Origin of the sequence: Chitinophaga ginsengisegetis, from assembly GCF_900168065.1 — a bacterium.
GTDB lineage: Bacteria > Bacteroidota > Bacteroidia > Chitinophagales > Chitinophagaceae > Chitinophaga > Chitinophaga ginsengisegetis.
In genome coordinates this window covers 147,904-165,513 of the sequence record NZ_FUZZ01000005.1, presented here as the reverse complement: position 1 = coordinate 165,513, position 17,610 = coordinate 147,904, and the positions used below count along the sequence as shown (strand labels likewise).

Below are 17,610 nucleotides of genomic sequence, written 5' to 3'. Positions count from 1 at the left end.
ACTGATTTTTAAAGACCGAGATTCAAGCCAAACGTAAATGTTCTTTGCAGTGGATAAGCACCAAGATCCTGCCCCTGCTGCGTTACAAATGCCAGCCCACCTGCGCTTACTTCGGGGTTGCCCGGGTAACTGGTGAAGATGTATACATTTTGTGCTGATGCATACACTCTTAAGCTTTTGATAACAGGTGTCCTGAATTTTCTCAGCATATACCCGAGTGTGATATTGTTGATTGTGAGATGGGAAGCATCATAAACAAACAGCGTATTATCGGTACGGTAAGCCCCGGTGGTGTTAGCTAAAGTACGCGCCACTTTTCCATTACCCGGATTGGCCTCGGAGCGCCAGCGATCGAGTAATTCCGGCGGACCATTAAACACGCCGTCCAGGTTGTACGTACTTTCCTGCATACCATTTTTCAGCTTGTTGCCGTAAGTACCTGATATAGCGATATTCAGATCGAAGTTTTGGTACTGAAAGGTGTTGCTTAAACCAAATATAAATTTGGGATTAGGATCTCCGATCACAGTCTGATCATCCGGGAAAGTGATCTTGCCATCGCCGTTTAAATCTTTAAACCTCACTGTTCCTGCCTGGGAGAGCGTAGTGGTGCCGGTTCCATAATATTTAGGTCCGGCGTCGGCTTCCGCCTGATTTTTGAAGATGCCGTCAAATATATATCCATAAAACTGGCCGATAGGCTTACCAACAAGTGTCCGGTAGTCGGTGAATTCAGATAATGTCCTTGTCGGGTTGTCGGCAAAGGAAATATTATTTAACCCAATTCTTTTAACAAGATTTCTGTTAAAAGAGATATTAAAATCTGTGTTCCATTTAAGTTTTCCAACCAGGTTTTTAGTGCTTACAATAAACTCATGTCCCCATTGGCTGATATCTCCCAGGTTATCCTGCACGGTTGAAAAACCCGAAGATTGCGGAACAGGTAGTACGAATAACAATCCAGTCGTCAGCTTATTATAATAATCATAAGAGAAGTTAATCCGGTTGTCAAACAGACCCAGATCAAAACCTACATCAAATTGCTGGTTACGTTCCCAGGCCAGGTTCGGGTTACCCAAACTGGTTTGTACTTTTCCAGGAGCCAGGCCGCCTGAAAAAGTATAATTGGCATTACTAATACCTGGTACGGTGGTATAGTTACCTATCTCATTCATACCGGTTAAACCGAAGGTGGCTCTTAGTTTCAGTAAACTCAGGTTCGGCACATTTTTGAGGAAGGACTCATCACTCACTATCCAGCCTGCACCAATAGAAGGGAAGGTACCCCATTTGTTATTGTCCCCGAAACGTGACGACCCGTCTCTCCGGATGGTAGCCTGCAAAAGGTAGCGTTCTTTATAGCTGTAGTTTAAACGACCCAGAAGCGATGCCATTGTCCAGGCATTAAAGCTGGAAGTATTGGTAGTAAAACGGGTAGCAGCACTTAAATAAGAAACGCTGTTATCCGGAAAATCGCGGCCAACCATATCGCTTGCAAAACCTGTAGACCGCTGTACGGTAAAACCACCCAGTAAATCCAGTGAATGATCTTTACCAAATTGCCGCCGGTAGTTCAATGTATTTTCATTCAGCCAGGAGTAATCATTATTAACTATTGATTCCCCCAAAGCAGTGTTATTGCCTGGCGGCGGATTTTCCATAGGTATTGCGTTAAAGCCGCCTATTGAAGTAGATGGAATAAACCTGTTGCGGGTCATGTTTCCAAGGTCGGCGCTACCAGATGTGCGGAAGGTGAGATGATCGGTAATTTTTACTTCTGCAAACAAATTGGCCAATACACGTAACCGGTTAGCGTCATCTTTCACTTCGAGCAGTTGCCTCAGCGGGTTGGCCCATACAAACTGGTTGGTAAACCCTGAAATACCCAGGGCCAGCGAACCATCCGGGTTGTAAGGAGAGCCCATTGTAGGCATCATGGAGGCAGATGCAAAAATAGCACGCTGGCCATCCACGTTAAAGCCGTCCCCCTGCCTGTTGTTATGCTCCAGTTGCAGAGAAGGTGCAACACCAAAGCCCACCTTCACCCGCTTGCCAGGGTTGAAATCACCATTCACGCGCAATGAAAAACGCTTATAGCCGGTATTTACAAGGATACCCTGCTGGTCAAAATAGCCAGCCACGATACTGTAGGCAGCCTTATCGTTACCTGCATTGATAGACAGGCTATAGTTCTGCACAGGCGCATTCCTGGTCAGCACGCTGAACCAGTCCGTACCTTCTCCGTATTGTTCAGGGTTCTGATATACCGCAGGTATACCGCCGGTGTAGCCTTCGTATTTGATCTTATCTTCATAAAAACCTTTCATGTAAGTAGCCAGTTGCGTGGCGTTCATAACCGGCGGGATCAGTTCACGCATCATTGAGGCGGTGCCGTAATAGGAATTGAAATTTATTTGCGTAGCGCCGGATTTCCCTCTTTTGGTAGTAATGATTATCACACCGTTGGCGGCGCGTGAACCGTATAAAGCGGTGGAGGCGGCATCTTTCAGAATAGTAAACGACTCGATTTCGTCGGGGTTAATGTTGTTGATGTTATCGGGGTTAGCCGGCATAGGCTGTCCGTCTACCACTACCAATGGGCGCACGCTGGAGGTAAATGATGCGGCACCGCGTACGCGCAGGTCCATCCCCTGCCCTGGCCGGCCGGTAGTTTGCGCTACCTGGGCGCCCGGCAGCTTGCCTTGCAACCTTTCCGCGAAAGTACCCGTTGGCTGATCTTTAATATCAGTGGCAGATAGCTTTGCTACCGAGCCTATAATTTCGCGCGAACTTTGTTTGCCATAAGCAACTACTACCTCGGTAAGCTGTGAGGTGGATTGTTCGAGCTGCACATTGATAACAGTCTGCCCATTGATCGGTACTTCTTTGGGGGTGTAACCCAGGTATTTGAATGACAACACGCCGCCTCCATCAGGCACACTGAGCGTATAGGTACCATCAGCTTGCGTGGCAGTTCCGATCTGGGAGTCTTTCAGCCTTACGGCAACGCCGGGTATCGGGTGATTCTCGGTATCGGTAACGCGTCCTTTGATGGTCATGTTAACCACTGTTAGTTCGGGTTTACGCGTTACCACGATTGTGTTTTCATGAATTGAATAGGTATAGGGCTGACTGGCGAAACTTTTCCGCAGTACTTCTTCCACAGTGGCATTGGTTACCTGTAAGGCTACCGGCTGTGCATCTTTTAAAATTTCAACATTCCACACAACATTATAACCCGTTTGCTTGCGGATCTGACGGAATACTTCCCGGAGAGTGATCTGTTTGGCTGATAACGTAACCTTTTGGGCATAACCGGAGGCGCTGACTTCCATTAACGCTGCGATCATTAAAACAAAGGTAAGTTTCATAATCAACAGGAATTTTTTATACGTGGCGCCGGCTTTTTTTGGGCACACGTCAGGTATGTAAAATTTCATTACATTTGATTGTTTGGGTTTAATAATCAGAAACTGTGACTACAATAGCTTTCGAAATTTGTTTTTCGCAGGGTAAGCTCAAACTATCCGGGGGCGCTGGAACGCTCCCGGTTTTTTACTGCCCCTGCTTTTGCAGATGATTTTTATGGCATAACTGTGATCCTCCTTCCGTTTATTTTAAAGTGTACGGTACCTGTTAATTCCAGCATATTTAATACTTCGGAAACATTCTTTGACCGCGATAAACTACCGCCAATAGCTTTTCCTGAAACATCGCCCTGATAGCTGACTTCTACATCATACCAGCGGCTGATCTGCCGCATGATGCTTTCTATTTTTTCATTTTCAAATAAGAAGTAGCCGTTTTTCCATGCAACAGCACCTTCTGTATCTCCGTCTTTTATATTGATTTTGCCGGAAGTCCTGTTTAATATTGCCTCCTTACCAGGCGCCAGCAAGGCATTTGCCTGGCCGCAACCTACTTTTACAGCGCCTTCAAGCAGCGTAACAATATTGTGTTGTTCATCAGGATAGGCATTAATATTAAAATGCGTTCCCAATACCCTTACGGTCATAGGCGCTCCTGATCCGGCATTTACCGTTACAAAAAATGGCCGGGCGTTGTCTTTAGCCACTTCGAAATATGCCTCACCGGTAAGTATTACATTCCTTTCATTTCCGGGAAAGGATGCAGGGAAACGCAGTGAGGAACCTGCGTTGAGCCACACTTTGGTGCCATCCTGCAAAGTCATCTGGTACTGGCCGCCATAGGGCGTGCTCAGGGTATTGTAAACGATGGAGGCAGCGGTGCTACCGGCCTCCTTATTATAAAGCAGGCTGCCGCTGCCGGTCTTATTCACCGAGGTGTTGCCCTGCTGGGATATGAGCCCGTTTTTGGCCTCTTCCAGCACTACCTTATCACCGTTAGCCAAGGTCAGTATCGCTTTGTTTCCTCCGGGACCAATGTCTTTAACATCCCGGGCTATAACAGCCGGGCGGGTTGAACGGTGAATCTGAGTGTAGTAAAAATAGGTGGCAAATCCCACGATAAGCAGTACAGATGCAGCAGCAGACAGGTACCAAAGGCGCCTGGTAGTGCCGGATCTGGTTACAGGGGTATTGATTTGCTGATTCATACGCAGGAGCATACGCAAACGTACCTGTTCTTCTTCATCCGCATTTTCTGACGGCCATTCAACATCGGTTTGATTATGATCCTGGTACCAGGCCATTAACTGCGCCTCTTCTGCCGGTGTAATGGTGCCGGCAAGGTATTTTTCGATCAGGTGATATATATTGTCCTTCAACGTATAAATTTTATCCTTATGCAGATATGTACCATAACTTCAGCTTTACCCTTAGCGGGGGAAATATTTTTTATGCGCTACCTTGCCCGGCATAATATGGATATTACAGTTACACAGAGATGTACCATGAGGTTGATCTTTACCCTTAGTGAGCGGAGGAATTTTTTTGAAGAAATTAAGAAAGTAACATTTTAACGATTATGATCACCCATAAATAGGGGCGATTCAACTTAACCTTCAGTACTTTCAATGCTTTGGTAAGATGCGCTTCGGCCGTTTTCTCGGCAATGCCCATTCTTTGGGCTACTTCCGGTATACTTAGTCCTTCTTCCCGGCTTAGTTTAAACACCAGGCGGCATTTCTCCGGTAAAACTTCTACTATTCCATTAATATGTTGCTGCAGGAACCTGGTGTAGATCTTTTCTTCATCCCAGGTGGTAATGATGGGATCGGCGGCCTGTTCTTTTATCTCATCCCTCCGCTTCTGCCGCACATATTGTTTAAACACAGATAATCTCACTGCGGTAGCGAGATAGGCATTTACGTTATCGATATAAAGCTCCTTCCGCCTGTTCCAAAGGCCGATAAAAACTTCCTGCACTATTTCTTCTGCAATTACTTTATCCCTGCAATGATGATATGCAATGGCCAGCAATTTCTTCCAGTAGCGGTCGTAAATTTCAGTAAAAGCATCGCCCTTGTCCTCGCGCAGGAACATTATCAAATCTGCATCAGTTTGTTGCCGGTACTGAGTCATGTGATTGGTATGGTACACAAGAATATAAAAATAAATCGAGTTTTTGTATCTGTACATGAAAAGATAATATTTAGGAGAAAAGATACCGCGGCAGATGCCAATTCTTAAAGAGGCTATTATCGGTTATCTTTGGTAGTAAGCTCCATTTCTGATCTACAAATATTCCAAATATGAGCAGGCAGATTCTTAACAGATCCATTAAAGTTGACGGTATCGATATTTTCTACCGGGAGGCCGGCGACAGGAAACACCCTTCCCTGTTGCTTTTGCACGGGTTCCCGACCTCATCTGTAATGTTTAAAAATCTGATGACAGCCCTGTCAGACAGGTTTCACCTGGTGGCTCCTGACTACCCCGGATTTGGATTCAGCGCATTCCCGGATAAAGATCTTTTTGAATATTCATTTGGTAATATATCTGCATATATTAATAAGTTTACAGACGTGATCGGCCTGAAGTCGTTCACCATCTATCTTCACGATTATGGCTGCCCTATTGGCTTGCGACTATGCGTAAACCACCCTGAAAAGATAGAACGGATAATTGTACAAAACGGCAATACATATGATGAGGGTATTGGCCCGCAATGGGATGAAACCATAGACTACTGGCAAAACCCCACCCCTGAAAAGAAAGAAAAAGTTGCTGCCTTCCTGAGTGAGGAAGGCGTAAAAATGCAATATACTGCGGGGGTGCCCGAAGCGCTACTATCCAGTGTCAGCCCTGAATTATGGAGACTCGATTGGGAGCTTATGAAGCGCCCCGGTAATATTGATATGCAGTTTGAGCTGAATTGTGATTTCGGGAATAACATCAGCATGTTCCCGGTCTTCCAGGAATATTTCCGTGTTCACCAACCTCCTGCTTTAATTATATGGGGAAAATATGATGTATTTTTTGGCGTGGAGGAAGCTTATTGTTATCAGAAGGACTTACCCCGCGCCCAGACGCATATTATCGATGGCAGCCATATGGTACTGGAAACAAATTTTGACGAGGTGTTACATCTTATTAGTACTTTTTTGATAAGCAAGTAAATGAATTATGAACATCGACAATATAATTGACAATATATATCCGCTACCGGAGAAATCAAAAGCTTTGCTGAAGGGAAACATTTACGAAACAACTTTCCCCAAAGCGCACGTATTATTTAAAGTGAACAGGATATCTTCCAAAATATATTTCATACGGAAAGGTATGGTGCGGGCATTTGCTAATCCGGGTGATGAAGATATAACCTTCTGGTTTGGAAAAGAAGGCGACGCGGTTATATCCATGAAGAACTATGTTCAGAACGAAAAAGGCTATGAAACCATAGAACTGCTGGAACCCTGTGATTTGTACGAACTAAATACGGAGCATCTGCGTAAGCTGTTCAATGAAGATATCCATATCGCTAACTGGGGACGTAAATTTGCCGAGCAGGAATTGATCAAAATTGAAGAACGGCTTATTTTCAGACAATGCAGAACGGCTTTGGAACGCTACAAAGAACTAATGTTAACCGACCCTGAAATACTGCAACGGGTACAGCTTGGCCACATTGCTTCTTACCTCGGCATGACGCAGGTTAGCTTAAGCAGGATCAGGTCCGGATTGAAATAGATTACTTAATTTTTATCATTTGTAAAATTTTTAGTGCCTGATACGTGCGAACTTGCTATTCTAAAATCAATCACTATGAACTGGATTATTTTAATTATCGCAGGCTTGTTTGAAGTAGCATTTACTTCCAGCCTCGGAAAAGCAAAGGAATCAACCGGCACCGCCATGTATTTGTGGTATAGCGCTTTCGTGTTTTCATTAGTGGCCAGTATGCTTTTACTGATGAAAGCTACCCAAAGCCTGCCCCTGGGAACCGCCTATGCGGTATGGACAGGTATCGGGGCAGTAGGCACCGCCCTGATGGGAATCCTTATTTTTAATGAACCTGCTCATTTCTGGAGAATGTTCTTTATAATAACATTGATAGGTTCTATTGTTGGGTTGAAAGCGGCGTCGCATTAGTAATGTATTATTCTCTATAAGTCATGTACTACAATAATCCGTGAAACAAAAAGCGTGATACATTCTTCTGGATTGTATCACGCTTTGTGACCTTTGTAAGATGATCTTAAAAGTTATGCCTGAATCCCTAAAACGGCGGCGGAGCTGCATTCAAGTTAGCACCGGTTATTAAAACGGTTCTCATAAAAGTCCATTATTAAAATTAAAAAGATAACCATTTCGCTTATCCCGGATTGCCAAAGCAAATTCACAGCGGAGCGAAATACACTGCAAACCTAAGCAGGTTAAGCATTCAGCTGTAGCTTAATTCCCTTATTTTGTAGCCAAATGTCTGGTTGAGCTTTGATGCGGTAATACAGCAACAGTATCCATGTTCCGGGATAACATTTTCAGAATGGAGGGATATGAATATTACTTATAACTCACCACTAATAAATGGTTTTACTTTGCTCTTGCTTGTTTCCGGCAATCCATTATAAAACTCCACCATCCTGGATTTGATGTAAACTACTTTTACCACCCGGATGATTTTAGGCGCTTTTTCCTTGTCACTCGCTCTTACCATAATACCCAATAACTGTCCTTCTGAATTGAACGCTCCGCCGCCACTCATACCGGCTATCCCCTGCGCTTCTACAAAAAATTCGACAGCCGGGTTATACGGCACCTCTCCTTCGGCATCTCCGGCAGCCTTCAATTTCTGAATAATATCCGCCGCTTCAGTATCGGATAATATTTTTCCATAGGCAACTGCTCCGTTGGGATAATTACCGTTATCCTGGGGATATCCAACTGCAATGGCCTTTTCACCTGCAACGGGAGTAGCCCAGGTTTGAATTGCTTTTGTACGGTTATCAGCGTCATACATTTGCAATGGCGCGGCAGTTTGAACAAGGGTGGGATATTGGGGTAATGGTCCCTGTTCAATTCGCTGATTGTCGATAACGCCTAAATAAAAATCTTCTGACGGTAATATAGTTGTATTGGTAGCATTGGGAGAAATATCAAAGTGCATTAAGGGAAAATCGGCTATCAATGTATTTCCCAATGCTATATTTCCATTCGCTGGTGGAATTTGCGAGGTTTCAAAAATGCCCGGGTTCTCAGAGAATAAATTGAAAAACTGCGCATTCCGGGAACTCCAGCCAGATATATTATAGATATGATTAGCACTGATATACAATCCTACACCATAATCATTTTTTCTACTCCATATCGTTTTGGAGGCAGGTCCTCTTTTACCCACACTGCCTCTTACTTTATTCAGGATATTGATCAGGCTTTGGTCCTTACCGTTTAGCACATCTTCTATCCTGGTAACTGCAGGCTTTCCTGCGGGTGGATCGTCCGGCCCCTGGTTACTTTTTTTATGACAAGATTGAAATAATACACCAGATGCAATTGATAATATGAATAGGGTAGTTTTTATCTTCATAACTATAATTATTTATAATGGAACCAGTTTCCCTGAATTCCTGCACTCATTATTAGTTGTACAGTACTTTCTATCTTTGTAAACACAAGCCTATTGATATAAATATACTAAAAGAATAAATTAGGGGGCTATATCATAAATTCGTAAATATCATTCCGTTTTTTTGCAAAGCCGTAATGGTAAGTAAACTAACTTATAAATAAACAAATCATGTGGTCGCACCTTTATTGGTACTACGAAATACGGGGTAACGAAACTTATAGCCAGCGCGTATTAACCAGTAATGTACTTAACATTCTGGATAATACGGGAAAATTAAAACGCACCGGTAACCAGCAATTCAGTAACATAGAAGGCTTTCCATGGATCAGCGTTCTTGCCGTCAATTCAGACGATGGCAGCTATGGCAGACATGAAAACTTTAACAGTGAACGGGTTAATTTAATTGCGGTGGTTGGATCGAAATCCAACCCGGAAAATGAAGTTTTGTATGTCAATTTGCTAACTGAGATTGCTGAGAAAATAAACTGGGAATTAATACTGGAAGAAGATGATGACGACAATGAGAACGTGGTTTTAAGAAAAAAAACACTATAACTGCCCAGGCGGTCAGGAGATATTCTCCAGGTAATTAAGCACTTCTTCCTTTTTCCGGCTGGAAACGGGTACCTGCTCGTTGTTCTGCATTTTCAGATAACCTTCCCGGTAATACTTTTCCACGTAGTGGAAATTAACCAGGTAAGACTGATGGCATCTCAAAAAGCCGGAGGGCAACAGTAAACTCTCATAGTCTTTCAGTCCTTTTGACACCAGTATTTCACGTTTATTCTTCAGGTAAAAGGTTGTGTAACCCTTATCGCTTCTGCAATACATAATATCTTCTATAGAAACGATTTCTATATATTCAAGGCTTTTCAATGCAATGCGTCTGGCGATTGTTCCACCCTGGGCCATATAATGTTGCCGGGCTATTTCCAGCTGTTGCTGATCAAAATGCTCCCGTTTCCGCTGGTGAAAACATTTGTTCAGCATGTCCGTTAAAGCGGCTTCGTCTATTGGTTTCAGCAGGTATCCGAAAGCGCCCATATTGAGCGCCTGTATAGCATACTGATCATAAGCGGTAAGGAATATAACCTGGAAACCTTCATTCCCTATTTCATGAAATAGCCGGAAGCTGTCACCGTCTTTCAGCCGGATGTCCGCTAAAATAATGTCTGGTTTCAATGCGGGTATTTCCCTGGCTGCCTGGGCTACCTCAGGTGAATTTCCTACCACCTGTACAAAAGGAATGCTTTGAACAACCTGTAAGAGGTGTTTCAATATGAGCGCTTCATCTTCAAGTATATAAAGCTTCATGTATGGTTGTTTTCTGGTTTAATCTCTGATTTCCGGTATTACAATACGTACGGTAACGCCATGCGTTCCGTTATTCACTTTATTTTCAATTTCAAAATCCGCTTCCTGCCCGCCGGACTTGAAAAGGGCCTCCAGTCTTTCTTTGAGGATAATTCCGGCAAGCGACCTTTTCTTTTGCTGCCCCTCCTCCTTACGGGTAATGCCGGTACCATTATCATCTACCAGGATAAACAGCTGGTTGTTTTCGGTCCTGAATGATACTTTTAATATGCCTTTGTATTGGATATTTCTGAATCCATGCTCTATGGCATTTTCAACAAAAGGCTGCACCAACATCGGAGGGATCAGTATATCTTCAGGATAAAGATCCTCCGCTACTGTTACCTCGTAATCGAAAATCCCCGCAAAGCGCATCTGTTGCAACTGAAGATAATTCTTTAAAGAGGTAACTTCTTCTTCCAGGCTGATAAAATCCTTCCTGCTCTGTTCCAGCACACTGCGTAACAGCCCCGAAAATGCCGACAGGTAACGGACAGATTCTTTTGTATCGCCGGACGCAACAAGACTTTGCAGGTTGGCAATGGAGTTAAATATAAAATGCGGGTTCAGCTGGGCCTGTAGTAATTTTTGTTCGATGTTCAGGCGGCTGTTCTCCAGTTGCAGCAATTTGTTTCTTTCCTTCAACCGGTACTGCCGGTGTATAATATAGAAGAATAAAAGTATGCCGATGAATACCAGTGATGCCAATCCCAGCGTCCATCTTTGCTGGCGGATCACCTTTTCATTCAACGCATTCCGGCTGCTCAGCTCCGCAATGTTCCGGTCTTTTTTCTCTGTTTCATACTTTGCCTGTATCTCGGCAACTTTAACTGCTTCTATCTGCTTAATATTATCTATTTCTATGGAAAAGGCGTAATCCGCGGCCTTCATGGCCTCTTCGTATGCGCCTTTCTTTTTATAGGCTTCAATAAGTCCCTTGTAGTAACTGGGGCCTTCTTTCCTATTTTTGTCCTTTTTGGCAAGCGCAATAGCCTCCTTATAATAGTAGATAGCTGAATCCAACTGGTTATTACGGAGAAAGCTGACAGCTAAATTATTATACGCAGTTGGCTGCAGGTTATTGGTTCTCCTCAGGTAATCAATAAAGATCCTGCTACATTCAAGGGTTTTCTCATATTGTCCCTGCCGCTCATACACCTGCGATAAGTTATCGTAAGACCGCGCAATTGCCATGCTATCGCCGATGCTTTTCGCAAGGTTACGCGCCTTTACATTGTACAACATCATCTTGTCGTAATCATTCGCACTGGAGGCCAGCATAAAAGAAATATCGTAATACCGCTGCCGGATTACCGGGTGCGATTTGTAAGGATGATTCTTATAATAGCGCTCCGCATACTCCAACGATTCTTTTCTATTGTAGTTCTGGTAATAGGCTTTGGCCATCAGATCGTAAAAACGGTAGGTTAGCCTGCTATGAGAGCTTTCCGCCTTTTGCAGGCCGGCAAGGATGCTGTTCATTAATGCTCCTTCCACCATTGTGCCGTTATTGGTGGTATTATCCAGGATGGCGTAAGTTTTCAGCAATTCCACTTCCACATCATCCTTTGTGCCAACCATTTTTTTGTACTCGGCTATTGCGCTGTCCTGTTGCCTTTCCATGCTGTAGCGCCTTCCCCTGAAATAGTGAAAGAACGGGTTAGCATTGCTGTCAGGAGTATGCCGGAGCAGACTATCTTCCCTGTAAACAGCTTTTCTTATTCCGTCATACGATAAGGTATCCATGGAAATAACCAGGGACAAATAATCTTGCCGGGGTGTTGCACTAAAGGTCTTTTCCTGATCTTTCCGGGGCTTTTCCCGATCCTTGCACGAGGCCATAAAAAGCAGGGGCAGAAGCGGGAAAACCGCCAATGCGGTTCTTACATTCATCAATGAAATAGATTTAGCGACGCAAAAAATCATAAAGATAAAAACTGTTCTCTTTTTATTCCCTGGTTTTATAATGATTATCTCCTAAATATATAATTAAAATTCTTCTCCACCCGGCCGGGTAGAGATCCTGTGGCTTTCATCCCATATCCGTAACGTATCACCCGATATTTGCATCCATTTCCATTTCAGATAAGGAATAAAATATTGCAGATATAGGCCCGCACGCAACGAATACCAATCACCGGATTGTATCTCCCGGTATGCTGCCTATACTTGTTGTATGATGGAATATAATCACCCAACTTCGCTAAACAAAAGTAAATCCGGGCAAAAATACCTGCCCCTCATTGCGGTTATAGTAATAACAGGAGGCTTAGCCTGTTACCTGGTATCTGACAGCATACCGGTAAACGACAGCCTGCAGGTAACAACAGCCATTTACCAGCCGGACGCCGATCACCCTGAACAAGACACCTGTTACGGAGATTTTGATGCAGATGGCCAGGAAGATATGGCCATTGTGATAGATAACAGTGAAAAGCAGAGCAGCCGCCTGTTAATCATCAGCACTAATATAATGAGTGGGGAGAAGTACGTGGTTTTCTCTGAAAACTATTCAGACAAAATAAAAATAAGCGCTTTCAGAAAGGGGGCTAAGATTATCATGAACAATGATTCGCCTGAAGCATCGGCTGTTGACGGCATTATAGCAACCGGGGAAGACGTAAAACTAGCGGTTGTATATGATAAGCAGCTGCAAAAATTTAAAACCTTTTACCAGGAATAATAACCCGGTGTTTATTCAAACCGCAGCAGCTTTCTCATCTGGTAAAAGAATCTTTCTATCAGCCGCAGGTCCTGCGTAACTATTTCCGCATTTCCTTTGAGTTCTTTATCAAAGGGAAGTATTTTGTGAAAAGATGTTTGAAGCCCGTTTGGGAGAATGACATTCACATAATAATTACCATCTTTATCCGGTGCATTGGCAATATTCTTCACCCGGCCTTCCACCATACCAAACTCCTGGTACGGATAGTTATCCAGCTTAAACAGCACTTTTTGTCCCACCTTCACCTTGCCGGAATTAGTGGCAGGTACCCGTAACCCACCGATCAGCACATCTTTATCATCCGGCATAACGGACAACAGGATATCCCCCGTTTTTACAAACTGGTTCTTTCCCAGAAACTGCTGGAAGCCCACTACACCGGCCACAGAGGAGGTGAGCAGGTAGTTCTGTTCCCAGGCGTTGAGTGATTTTCTCAATTGCTCGAAAAGCTGCCCCGTCTGCGAGGTTAAATTGATCTTGTCTTTTTGCGCATTGATCGTAACCCCGCTCCTGGTTTTTTCAATACCAAGTATACCTTCCTGCAGCTGGGATATAGTAATATTGATATTCTCCAGGTTTTGCTCTGCCTGCAAAAATTTCATTTTTTCCTGGTTCAGTTCCGACGCGGAAACGACCCTTTCTTTAAAAAGTTCCTGGTACCTGTCGAACTCCCTTTTGGATAGTTCATACTTTGTTTGCTCCAGGCTTTTTTGTTGCAGCAGCGTACGTATCCGGCTGCGTGATTCCGTGAGGCTTTTGTCGGCCGCAGCATAGTCCGGCGAATAAGGCTGCAGCCTGGCATAAAGCTGTTCTTCTGTCAATGCCCTGGCAAAGGCATTATAATCTGCCTGGATCTCTCCGAGTTTGAACCCTGCTGTTTCACCGAGGGGGAAATACTCCACGGCCTTATTTCCCAGCGAATCAATAATGCCCCTCAACCGGATCACATCCCGGTAATCGGCCGTGGATTGCAGTACCATAAGGATCTGGCCCCGGGAAACAGCCTGATGATCGGTCACAAATATTTCCTCTACTTTGGTATTGATCCTGGCTTCCAGCTTCTCCGGCGGATTCCGGGATGAAATGATAACAGTGGAAGGAACAAACTCCGGATATTTTATCAGGCAACTCATCAGTAAAATGAGGAGGAGTATGAGAAATATGGTGGTATTCCCCCAGCGTACCATCCAATGCGGCGGCTGCGTAAGAATGTCCTGCACCCCCTCTGAATGCAGGTGAATAGTGTCTAATATATCTTTCTTAGTTTCCAAGTTCCAATTGATTTTTTACAAGCCTGTAATACTCTTTCCGGAGCGATACCAGTTCATCATGACTTCCTTCTTCCACTACTTTTCCTTTATCCAGTACAATGATTTTATCTGCATTTTTCACGGTCGACAACCGGTGGGCGATTATCACAGCCGTTTTCCCTTTCAGGAATTGTTCCAGGTTGCCCATGATCGCCTTTTCTGTGTTTGCATCCAGCGCACTGGTGGCCTCATCAAAAAATATATACTCCGGCGATTTGTATACTGCCCTGGCAATAAAGAGCCGCTGTTTCTGCCCGCCGCTGATACCAATTCCTTCATTGCCGATCTTAGAGTTGTAGCTTAATGGCAGGCTTTCAACAAAATCCCTGATACACGCCACATCCACGGCCTTCCTGAGCTGCTGCCGGTTAATATCGTCTATGCCTATGGCGATATTTTTTGCGATGGTATCATTGAATACATATCCTTCCTGCATCACCACCCCACATTGATCTCGCCAGTACCGCGCTGAAATATGCTGCAGCTGTACGTTCCCGATTTTAATTTCACCTTCACCGGGCTCATAGAATTTCATCAGCAGCTTCAGCAGGGTTGTTTTACCGCTGCCGCTGGCTCCCACGATAGCAGTGGTTTTGCGGTGAGGAATACGCAGGCTGAGGTGTTCAAACACCGGCGCGCCCGCACCCACATAGCGGAATGAAACATTATCCAGCGCGATATCCTGTTCTGGTATATCCACTACTGTTTGTACATCTGCGCGCTCTTCATCGTCCTTATCATGGATCTCTCCCAGCCTTTCCAGCGATATTTTTGCATCCTGCGTTTGTTTTACAAAGTCCATCAGCTGTATCAGCGGGCCATTCAGCTGGCCAATGATATACTGTACCGCCAGCATCATTCCCAGCGTAAGGTTGCCATCGAGTACCAGTTTTGCTGCAAGAAAACTGACAAAGATGTCTTTCATCTGGTTAATAAAATTCGAGCCTACGGTTTGCCACTGTTCCAGCGACAGGGACCTGATCTGGATCTTAAACAGTTTCACCTGCATGAACTCCCATCCCCAGCGCATTTGCTTCTCTGCATTATGCATCTTTATTTCCTGCATACCATTCACCAGTTCAATCACCTTGCTCTGCTCCTGCGATACCTGCGAAAAACGTTTATAGTCAAGTTCCTTTCTCTTCTTAAGAAAAAAAGAAATCCATCCTACCGACAAACAAGCGCCCAACAGGTAGATCAGGAATAACCGGTAGTCGTACAGCAGCAGTACCACGCTGAAAATAACCAGGTTCACCAGGGAAAACAGGGTACTCAGGGAGGAATTGGTAAGCAATTGTTCTATCCGCTGATGGTCATTGATACGCTGCATAATGTCGCCGGTCATACGCGTATCAAAATAGCTGATCGGCAATTTCATGAGTTTTATGAAGAAGTCGGACACAATAGAAATATTGATCCGGCTGGAGAGATGCAACAGGATCCAGCTGCGTACGATCTCTATTCCCATTCTGCCGGTAAACAGCATCACCTGCGCCAGTAGCACCAGGTAAATAAAGTTGAGATCATGGTTCTGGATGCCTATGTCTACGATGCTTTGCGTAAGAAAGGGAAAAATCAGGGAAAGCAGGCTCCCGGCAAGCAGACCGATTGCCAGCTGAGCGATGAGTTTTTTGTACCGGAAGAAATAGCTGAACAGGAAGGAGAAATCCTTCCTGCTGCGCGGGGTTGCTGCATCTGCTTCATAAAATGCGGGACTGGTTTCCAGCAGCAGGGCAATCCCTTCTTCATCCCGTTCCTGCTTTCCTTTTCCTACCCAGCCATCAATAAATTCCTGTTTGGTATATTTTATCAGCCCGTAAGCAGGATCGGAAACATACACGATTGTATCCGGTCCTGATTTTTTTATTTTGTAAACAACAATGAAATGCTGTTGTCCCCAATGACAAATACAGGGCAACGGCGCCTCTTCCATCAGGGTAATGAAATCTATTTTTACCGCCAGCGACTTAAAACCCATCCCCTCGGCAGCAGCAGACAATCCAAGCAAAGAACTTCCCTCCCGCGTGGTTTCCGCCAGCGACCGGATGGTTTGAATATCCGTTAACCTGCCGTAATGTTTGCTGATGATCTTGATACAGGTAGGACCGCAATCCTTCCCGTCCGGCTGCATATAAAAAGGGAATGTTTTCAGTTTCATATTAATTTATTATCTCTCCCAACCCGTACCCGGCTATGGCAGCATGCTTCAGTGGATTCTTAGTCCAGTCTTCCCAGGTACCGTTATATGGATCGTACCCGCATTTAAGCGGTTTGGAATAAATATCCTGCGGGTTTTCCAGGTATGCCCTGCAATCAGTACATACATGTCTGAATTCACAATCTTTACAACCTGCGATTTCGTCTTTACGGATTTTCGCATACTTATGAAATGCCTTATTATCTAACACTTCCTGTACCGATGTGTCCATTACATGCCCGAAATTGTCCGGCAGGGAAGGGCAATTCCTGATATACCCGTTCAGGTCTATGCTCAGTTTTCTGTTCAGGCAGGTATTATAATGCTGGCTCTCCGTGAACAGCTCCATATTGGAAATGAAATAGCTTGATCGGATTTCGCCACAAGCCAGGCAGGAATTGATATTACTGCTTACAAATATCACCGGCACAGAACCTTCAAATATTTTCTCCGGGTTATCAGCCGGTGAGGAATGTATCAGCAGCGCCTTTACCCGCGGGTATTGCTTCACCAGTTTATCCAGTATCTGCAGCTCCAGCGTATCATCATATGCCAGCACCAGTTTAATAAACTTCAGCGTGGTGCCGTTGAACACCTCCAGTAATTCACGGATCTTATCCAGCGTTGTTTTACGGTAACACCTGATCTCCAGCCCCTGCACATGCAGGTCGAAGAGTTCGCGGAAAAAGGAGCCGGTGTAGTTGATCTCTTCATTGTACTCAATAATCACATTGGTGATATCTGAATACCTGTCCCAGCTGAGGTCCAGTGGAGTTAGTTCCGGCAACAGCTGGTTGTCTGTAAAACCCAGTTCTTTATTGAGTATGAAATCAATGTAGCCCTTAATGGTTTTACGGTTATCTTCCCCGTAGTGGGTCATGCATTCGGAGATGGAGTGCTGTTGCAGGAAGATGAGCACATCGGCGGTATCGTTTGGGATATGATAAAACCTGCGCATCTGCAGATCGCAGAGCAGCGACATACTGGCTCCTTTTACGAGCCGGCAGTTTGCGTATAGATTTAAATATTCCATT

The 17,610-nt window shown here is 44.5% G+C and carries 14 protein-coding genes; 5 read left to right on the top strand and 9 right to left on the bottom strand.

The genetic code is table 11. The features are described 5' to 3' along the window. Positions 1–8 precede the first annotated feature (8 nt). The 3 genes from B5Z18_RS26840 to B5Z18_RS26830 form a co-directional block, all read right to left on the bottom strand. A complete protein-coding gene (locus B5Z18_RS26840) occupies positions 9–3,371 on the bottom strand; it encodes a TonB-dependent receptor (RefSeq protein WP_159454445.1) in 3,363 nt (1,120 codons plus the stop codon). A 212-nt stretch (positions 3,372–3,583) separates the two neighbouring features. Beyond that, positions 3,584–4,747, bottom strand: coding sequence for a FecR family protein (locus tag B5Z18_RS26835; RefSeq protein ID WP_079472640.1), 1,164 nt, complete (start codon positions 4,745–4,747; stop codon positions 3,584–3,586). A 175-nt stretch (positions 4,748–4,922) separates the two neighbouring features. Further along, the gene (locus tag B5Z18_RS26830; RefSeq protein ID WP_159454444.1) at positions 4,923–5,504 is read right to left on the bottom strand and encodes an RNA polymerase sigma-70 factor; all 582 of its coding nucleotides are present in this window, start codon (positions 5,502–5,504) and stop codon (positions 4,923–4,925) included. Positions 5,505–5,674: 170 nt separating this feature from the next. On the opposite strand from B5Z18_RS26830, the gene B5Z18_RS26825 reads away from it, so the two are divergent. The 3 genes from B5Z18_RS26825 (at position 5,675) to B5Z18_RS26815 (ending at position 7,514) form a co-directional block, all read left to right on the top strand. Further along, positions 5,675–6,541: an alpha/beta fold hydrolase gene (locus B5Z18_RS26825; protein ID WP_079472638.1), complete on the top strand. Its 867-nt coding sequence runs from the start codon at positions 5,675–5,677 to the stop codon at positions 6,539–6,541. Positions 6,542–6,548: 7 nt separating this feature from the next. Continuing rightward, positions 6,549–7,112, top strand: coding sequence for a Crp/Fnr family transcriptional regulator (locus B5Z18_RS26820; RefSeq protein WP_079472637.1), 564 nt, complete (start codon positions 6,549–6,551; stop codon positions 7,110–7,112). Positions 7,113–7,187: 75 nt separating this feature from the next. Continuing rightward, the gene (locus B5Z18_RS26815) at positions 7,188–7,514 is read left to right on the top strand and encodes a DMT family transporter (RefSeq protein WP_079472636.1); all 327 of its coding nucleotides are present in this window, start codon (positions 7,188–7,190) and stop codon (positions 7,512–7,514) included. Positions 7,515–7,929: 415 nt separating this feature from the next. On the opposite strand, the gene B5Z18_RS26810 is transcribed toward B5Z18_RS26815, so the two are convergent. Beyond that, positions 7,930–8,949, bottom strand: coding sequence for a serine protease family protein (locus B5Z18_RS26810; protein ID WP_079472635.1), 1,020 nt, complete (start codon positions 8,947–8,949; stop codon positions 7,930–7,932). A gap of 210 nt (positions 8,950–9,159) precedes the next feature. On the opposite strand from B5Z18_RS26810, the gene B5Z18_RS26805 reads away from it, so the two are divergent. Next, positions 9,160–9,546, top strand: a complete 387-nt coding sequence (locus B5Z18_RS26805) for a hypothetical protein (protein WP_079472634.1) — start codon at positions 9,160–9,162, stop codon at positions 9,544–9,546. Positions 9,547–9,558: 12 nt separating this feature from the next. On the opposite strand, the gene B5Z18_RS26800 is transcribed toward B5Z18_RS26805, so the two are convergent. Beyond that, positions 9,559–10,305 carry a LytR/AlgR family response regulator transcription factor gene (locus B5Z18_RS26800; protein ID WP_079472633.1) on the bottom strand — a complete coding sequence of 249 codons (747 nt, stop codon included), beginning with the start codon at positions 10,303–10,305 and terminating at the stop codon, positions 9,559–9,561. Between the two features lie 18 nt (positions 10,306–10,323). Then, positions 10,324–12,237, bottom strand: coding sequence for a histidine kinase (locus B5Z18_RS26795; RefSeq protein ID WP_079472632.1), 1,914 nt, complete (start codon positions 12,235–12,237; stop codon positions 10,324–10,326). Positions 12,238–12,520: 283 nt separating this feature from the next. Between B5Z18_RS26795 and B5Z18_RS26790 the strand changes: the two genes are divergently transcribed. Beyond that, positions 12,521–13,027 (top strand): hypothetical protein, encoded by a 507-nt coding sequence (locus tag B5Z18_RS26790; RefSeq protein WP_079472631.1) that lies wholly within the window; start codon positions 12,521–12,523, stop codon positions 13,025–13,027. Positions 13,028–13,038: 11 nt separating this feature from the next. Here B5Z18_RS26790 and B5Z18_RS26785 read toward each other — a convergent pair whose 3' ends face one another. The 3 genes from B5Z18_RS26785 to gwsS are packed head-to-tail and all read right to left on the bottom strand — an operon-like array spanning position 13,039 to position 17,609. Further along, positions 13,039–14,340, bottom strand: a complete 1,302-nt coding sequence (locus tag B5Z18_RS26785; RefSeq protein WP_079472630.1) for an HlyD family secretion protein — start codon at positions 14,338–14,340, stop codon at positions 13,039–13,041. Then, positions 14,330–16,537, bottom strand: coding sequence for a peptidase domain-containing ABC transporter (locus B5Z18_RS26780; RefSeq protein ID WP_235016033.1), 2,208 nt, complete (start codon positions 16,535–16,537; stop codon positions 14,330–14,332). Before B5Z18_RS26780 ends, B5Z18_RS26785 begins: the two co-directional genes overlap by 11 nt. Position 16,538: 1 nt before the next feature. After that, entirely contained in the window at positions 16,539–17,609 is a 1,071-nt protein-coding gene (gene gwsS / locus B5Z18_RS26775; RefSeq protein ID WP_079472629.1) for a grasp-with-spasm system SPASM domain peptide maturase, read from the bottom strand. Between the last annotated feature and the right edge of the window lies 1 nt (position 17,610).

Bases quoted from the DNA above. Each gene is read 5' to 3' on its own strand.
- B5Z18_RS26840 (WP_159454445.1), bottom strand. From the start codon at position 3,371: ATGAAACTTACCTTTGTTTTAATGATCGCAGCGTTAATGGAAGTCAGC.
- B5Z18_RS26830 (WP_159454444.1), bottom strand. From the start codon at position 5,504: ATGACTCAGTACCGGCAACAAACTGATGCAGATTTGATAATGTTCCTG.
- B5Z18_RS26825 (WP_079472638.1), top strand. From the start codon at position 5,675: ATGAGCAGGCAGATTCTTAACAGATCCATTAAAGTTGACGGTATCGAT.
- B5Z18_RS26820 (WP_079472637.1), top strand. From the start codon at position 6,549: ATGAACATCGACAATATAATTGACAATATATATCCGCTACCGGAGAAA.
- B5Z18_RS26815 (WP_079472636.1), top strand. From the start codon at position 7,188: ATGAACTGGATTATTTTAATTATCGCAGGCTTGTTTGAAGTAGCATTT.
- B5Z18_RS26810 (WP_079472635.1), bottom strand. From the start codon at position 8,949: ATGAAGATAAAAACTACCCTATTCATATTATCAATTGCATCTGGTGTA.
- B5Z18_RS26805 (WP_079472634.1), top strand. From the start codon at position 9,160: ATGTGGTCGCACCTTTATTGGTACTACGAAATACGGGGTAACGAAACT.
- B5Z18_RS26800 (WP_079472633.1), bottom strand. From the start codon at position 10,305: ATGAAGCTTTATATACTTGAAGATGAAGCGCTCATATTGAAACACCTC.
- B5Z18_RS26795 (WP_079472632.1), bottom strand. From the start codon at position 12,237: ATGAATGTAAGAACCGCATTGGCGGTTTTCCCGCTTCTGCCCCTGCTT.
- B5Z18_RS26790 (WP_079472631.1), top strand. From the start codon at position 12,521: ATGATGGAATATAATCACCCAACTTCGCTAAACAAAAGTAAATCCGGG.
- B5Z18_RS26780 (WP_235016033.1), bottom strand. From the start codon at position 16,537: ATGAAACTGAAAACATTCCCTTTTTATATGCAGCCGGACGGGAAGGAT.
- gwsS (WP_079472629.1), bottom strand. From the start codon at position 17,609: ATGGAATATTTAAATCTATACGCAAACTGCCGGCTCGTAAAAGGAGCC.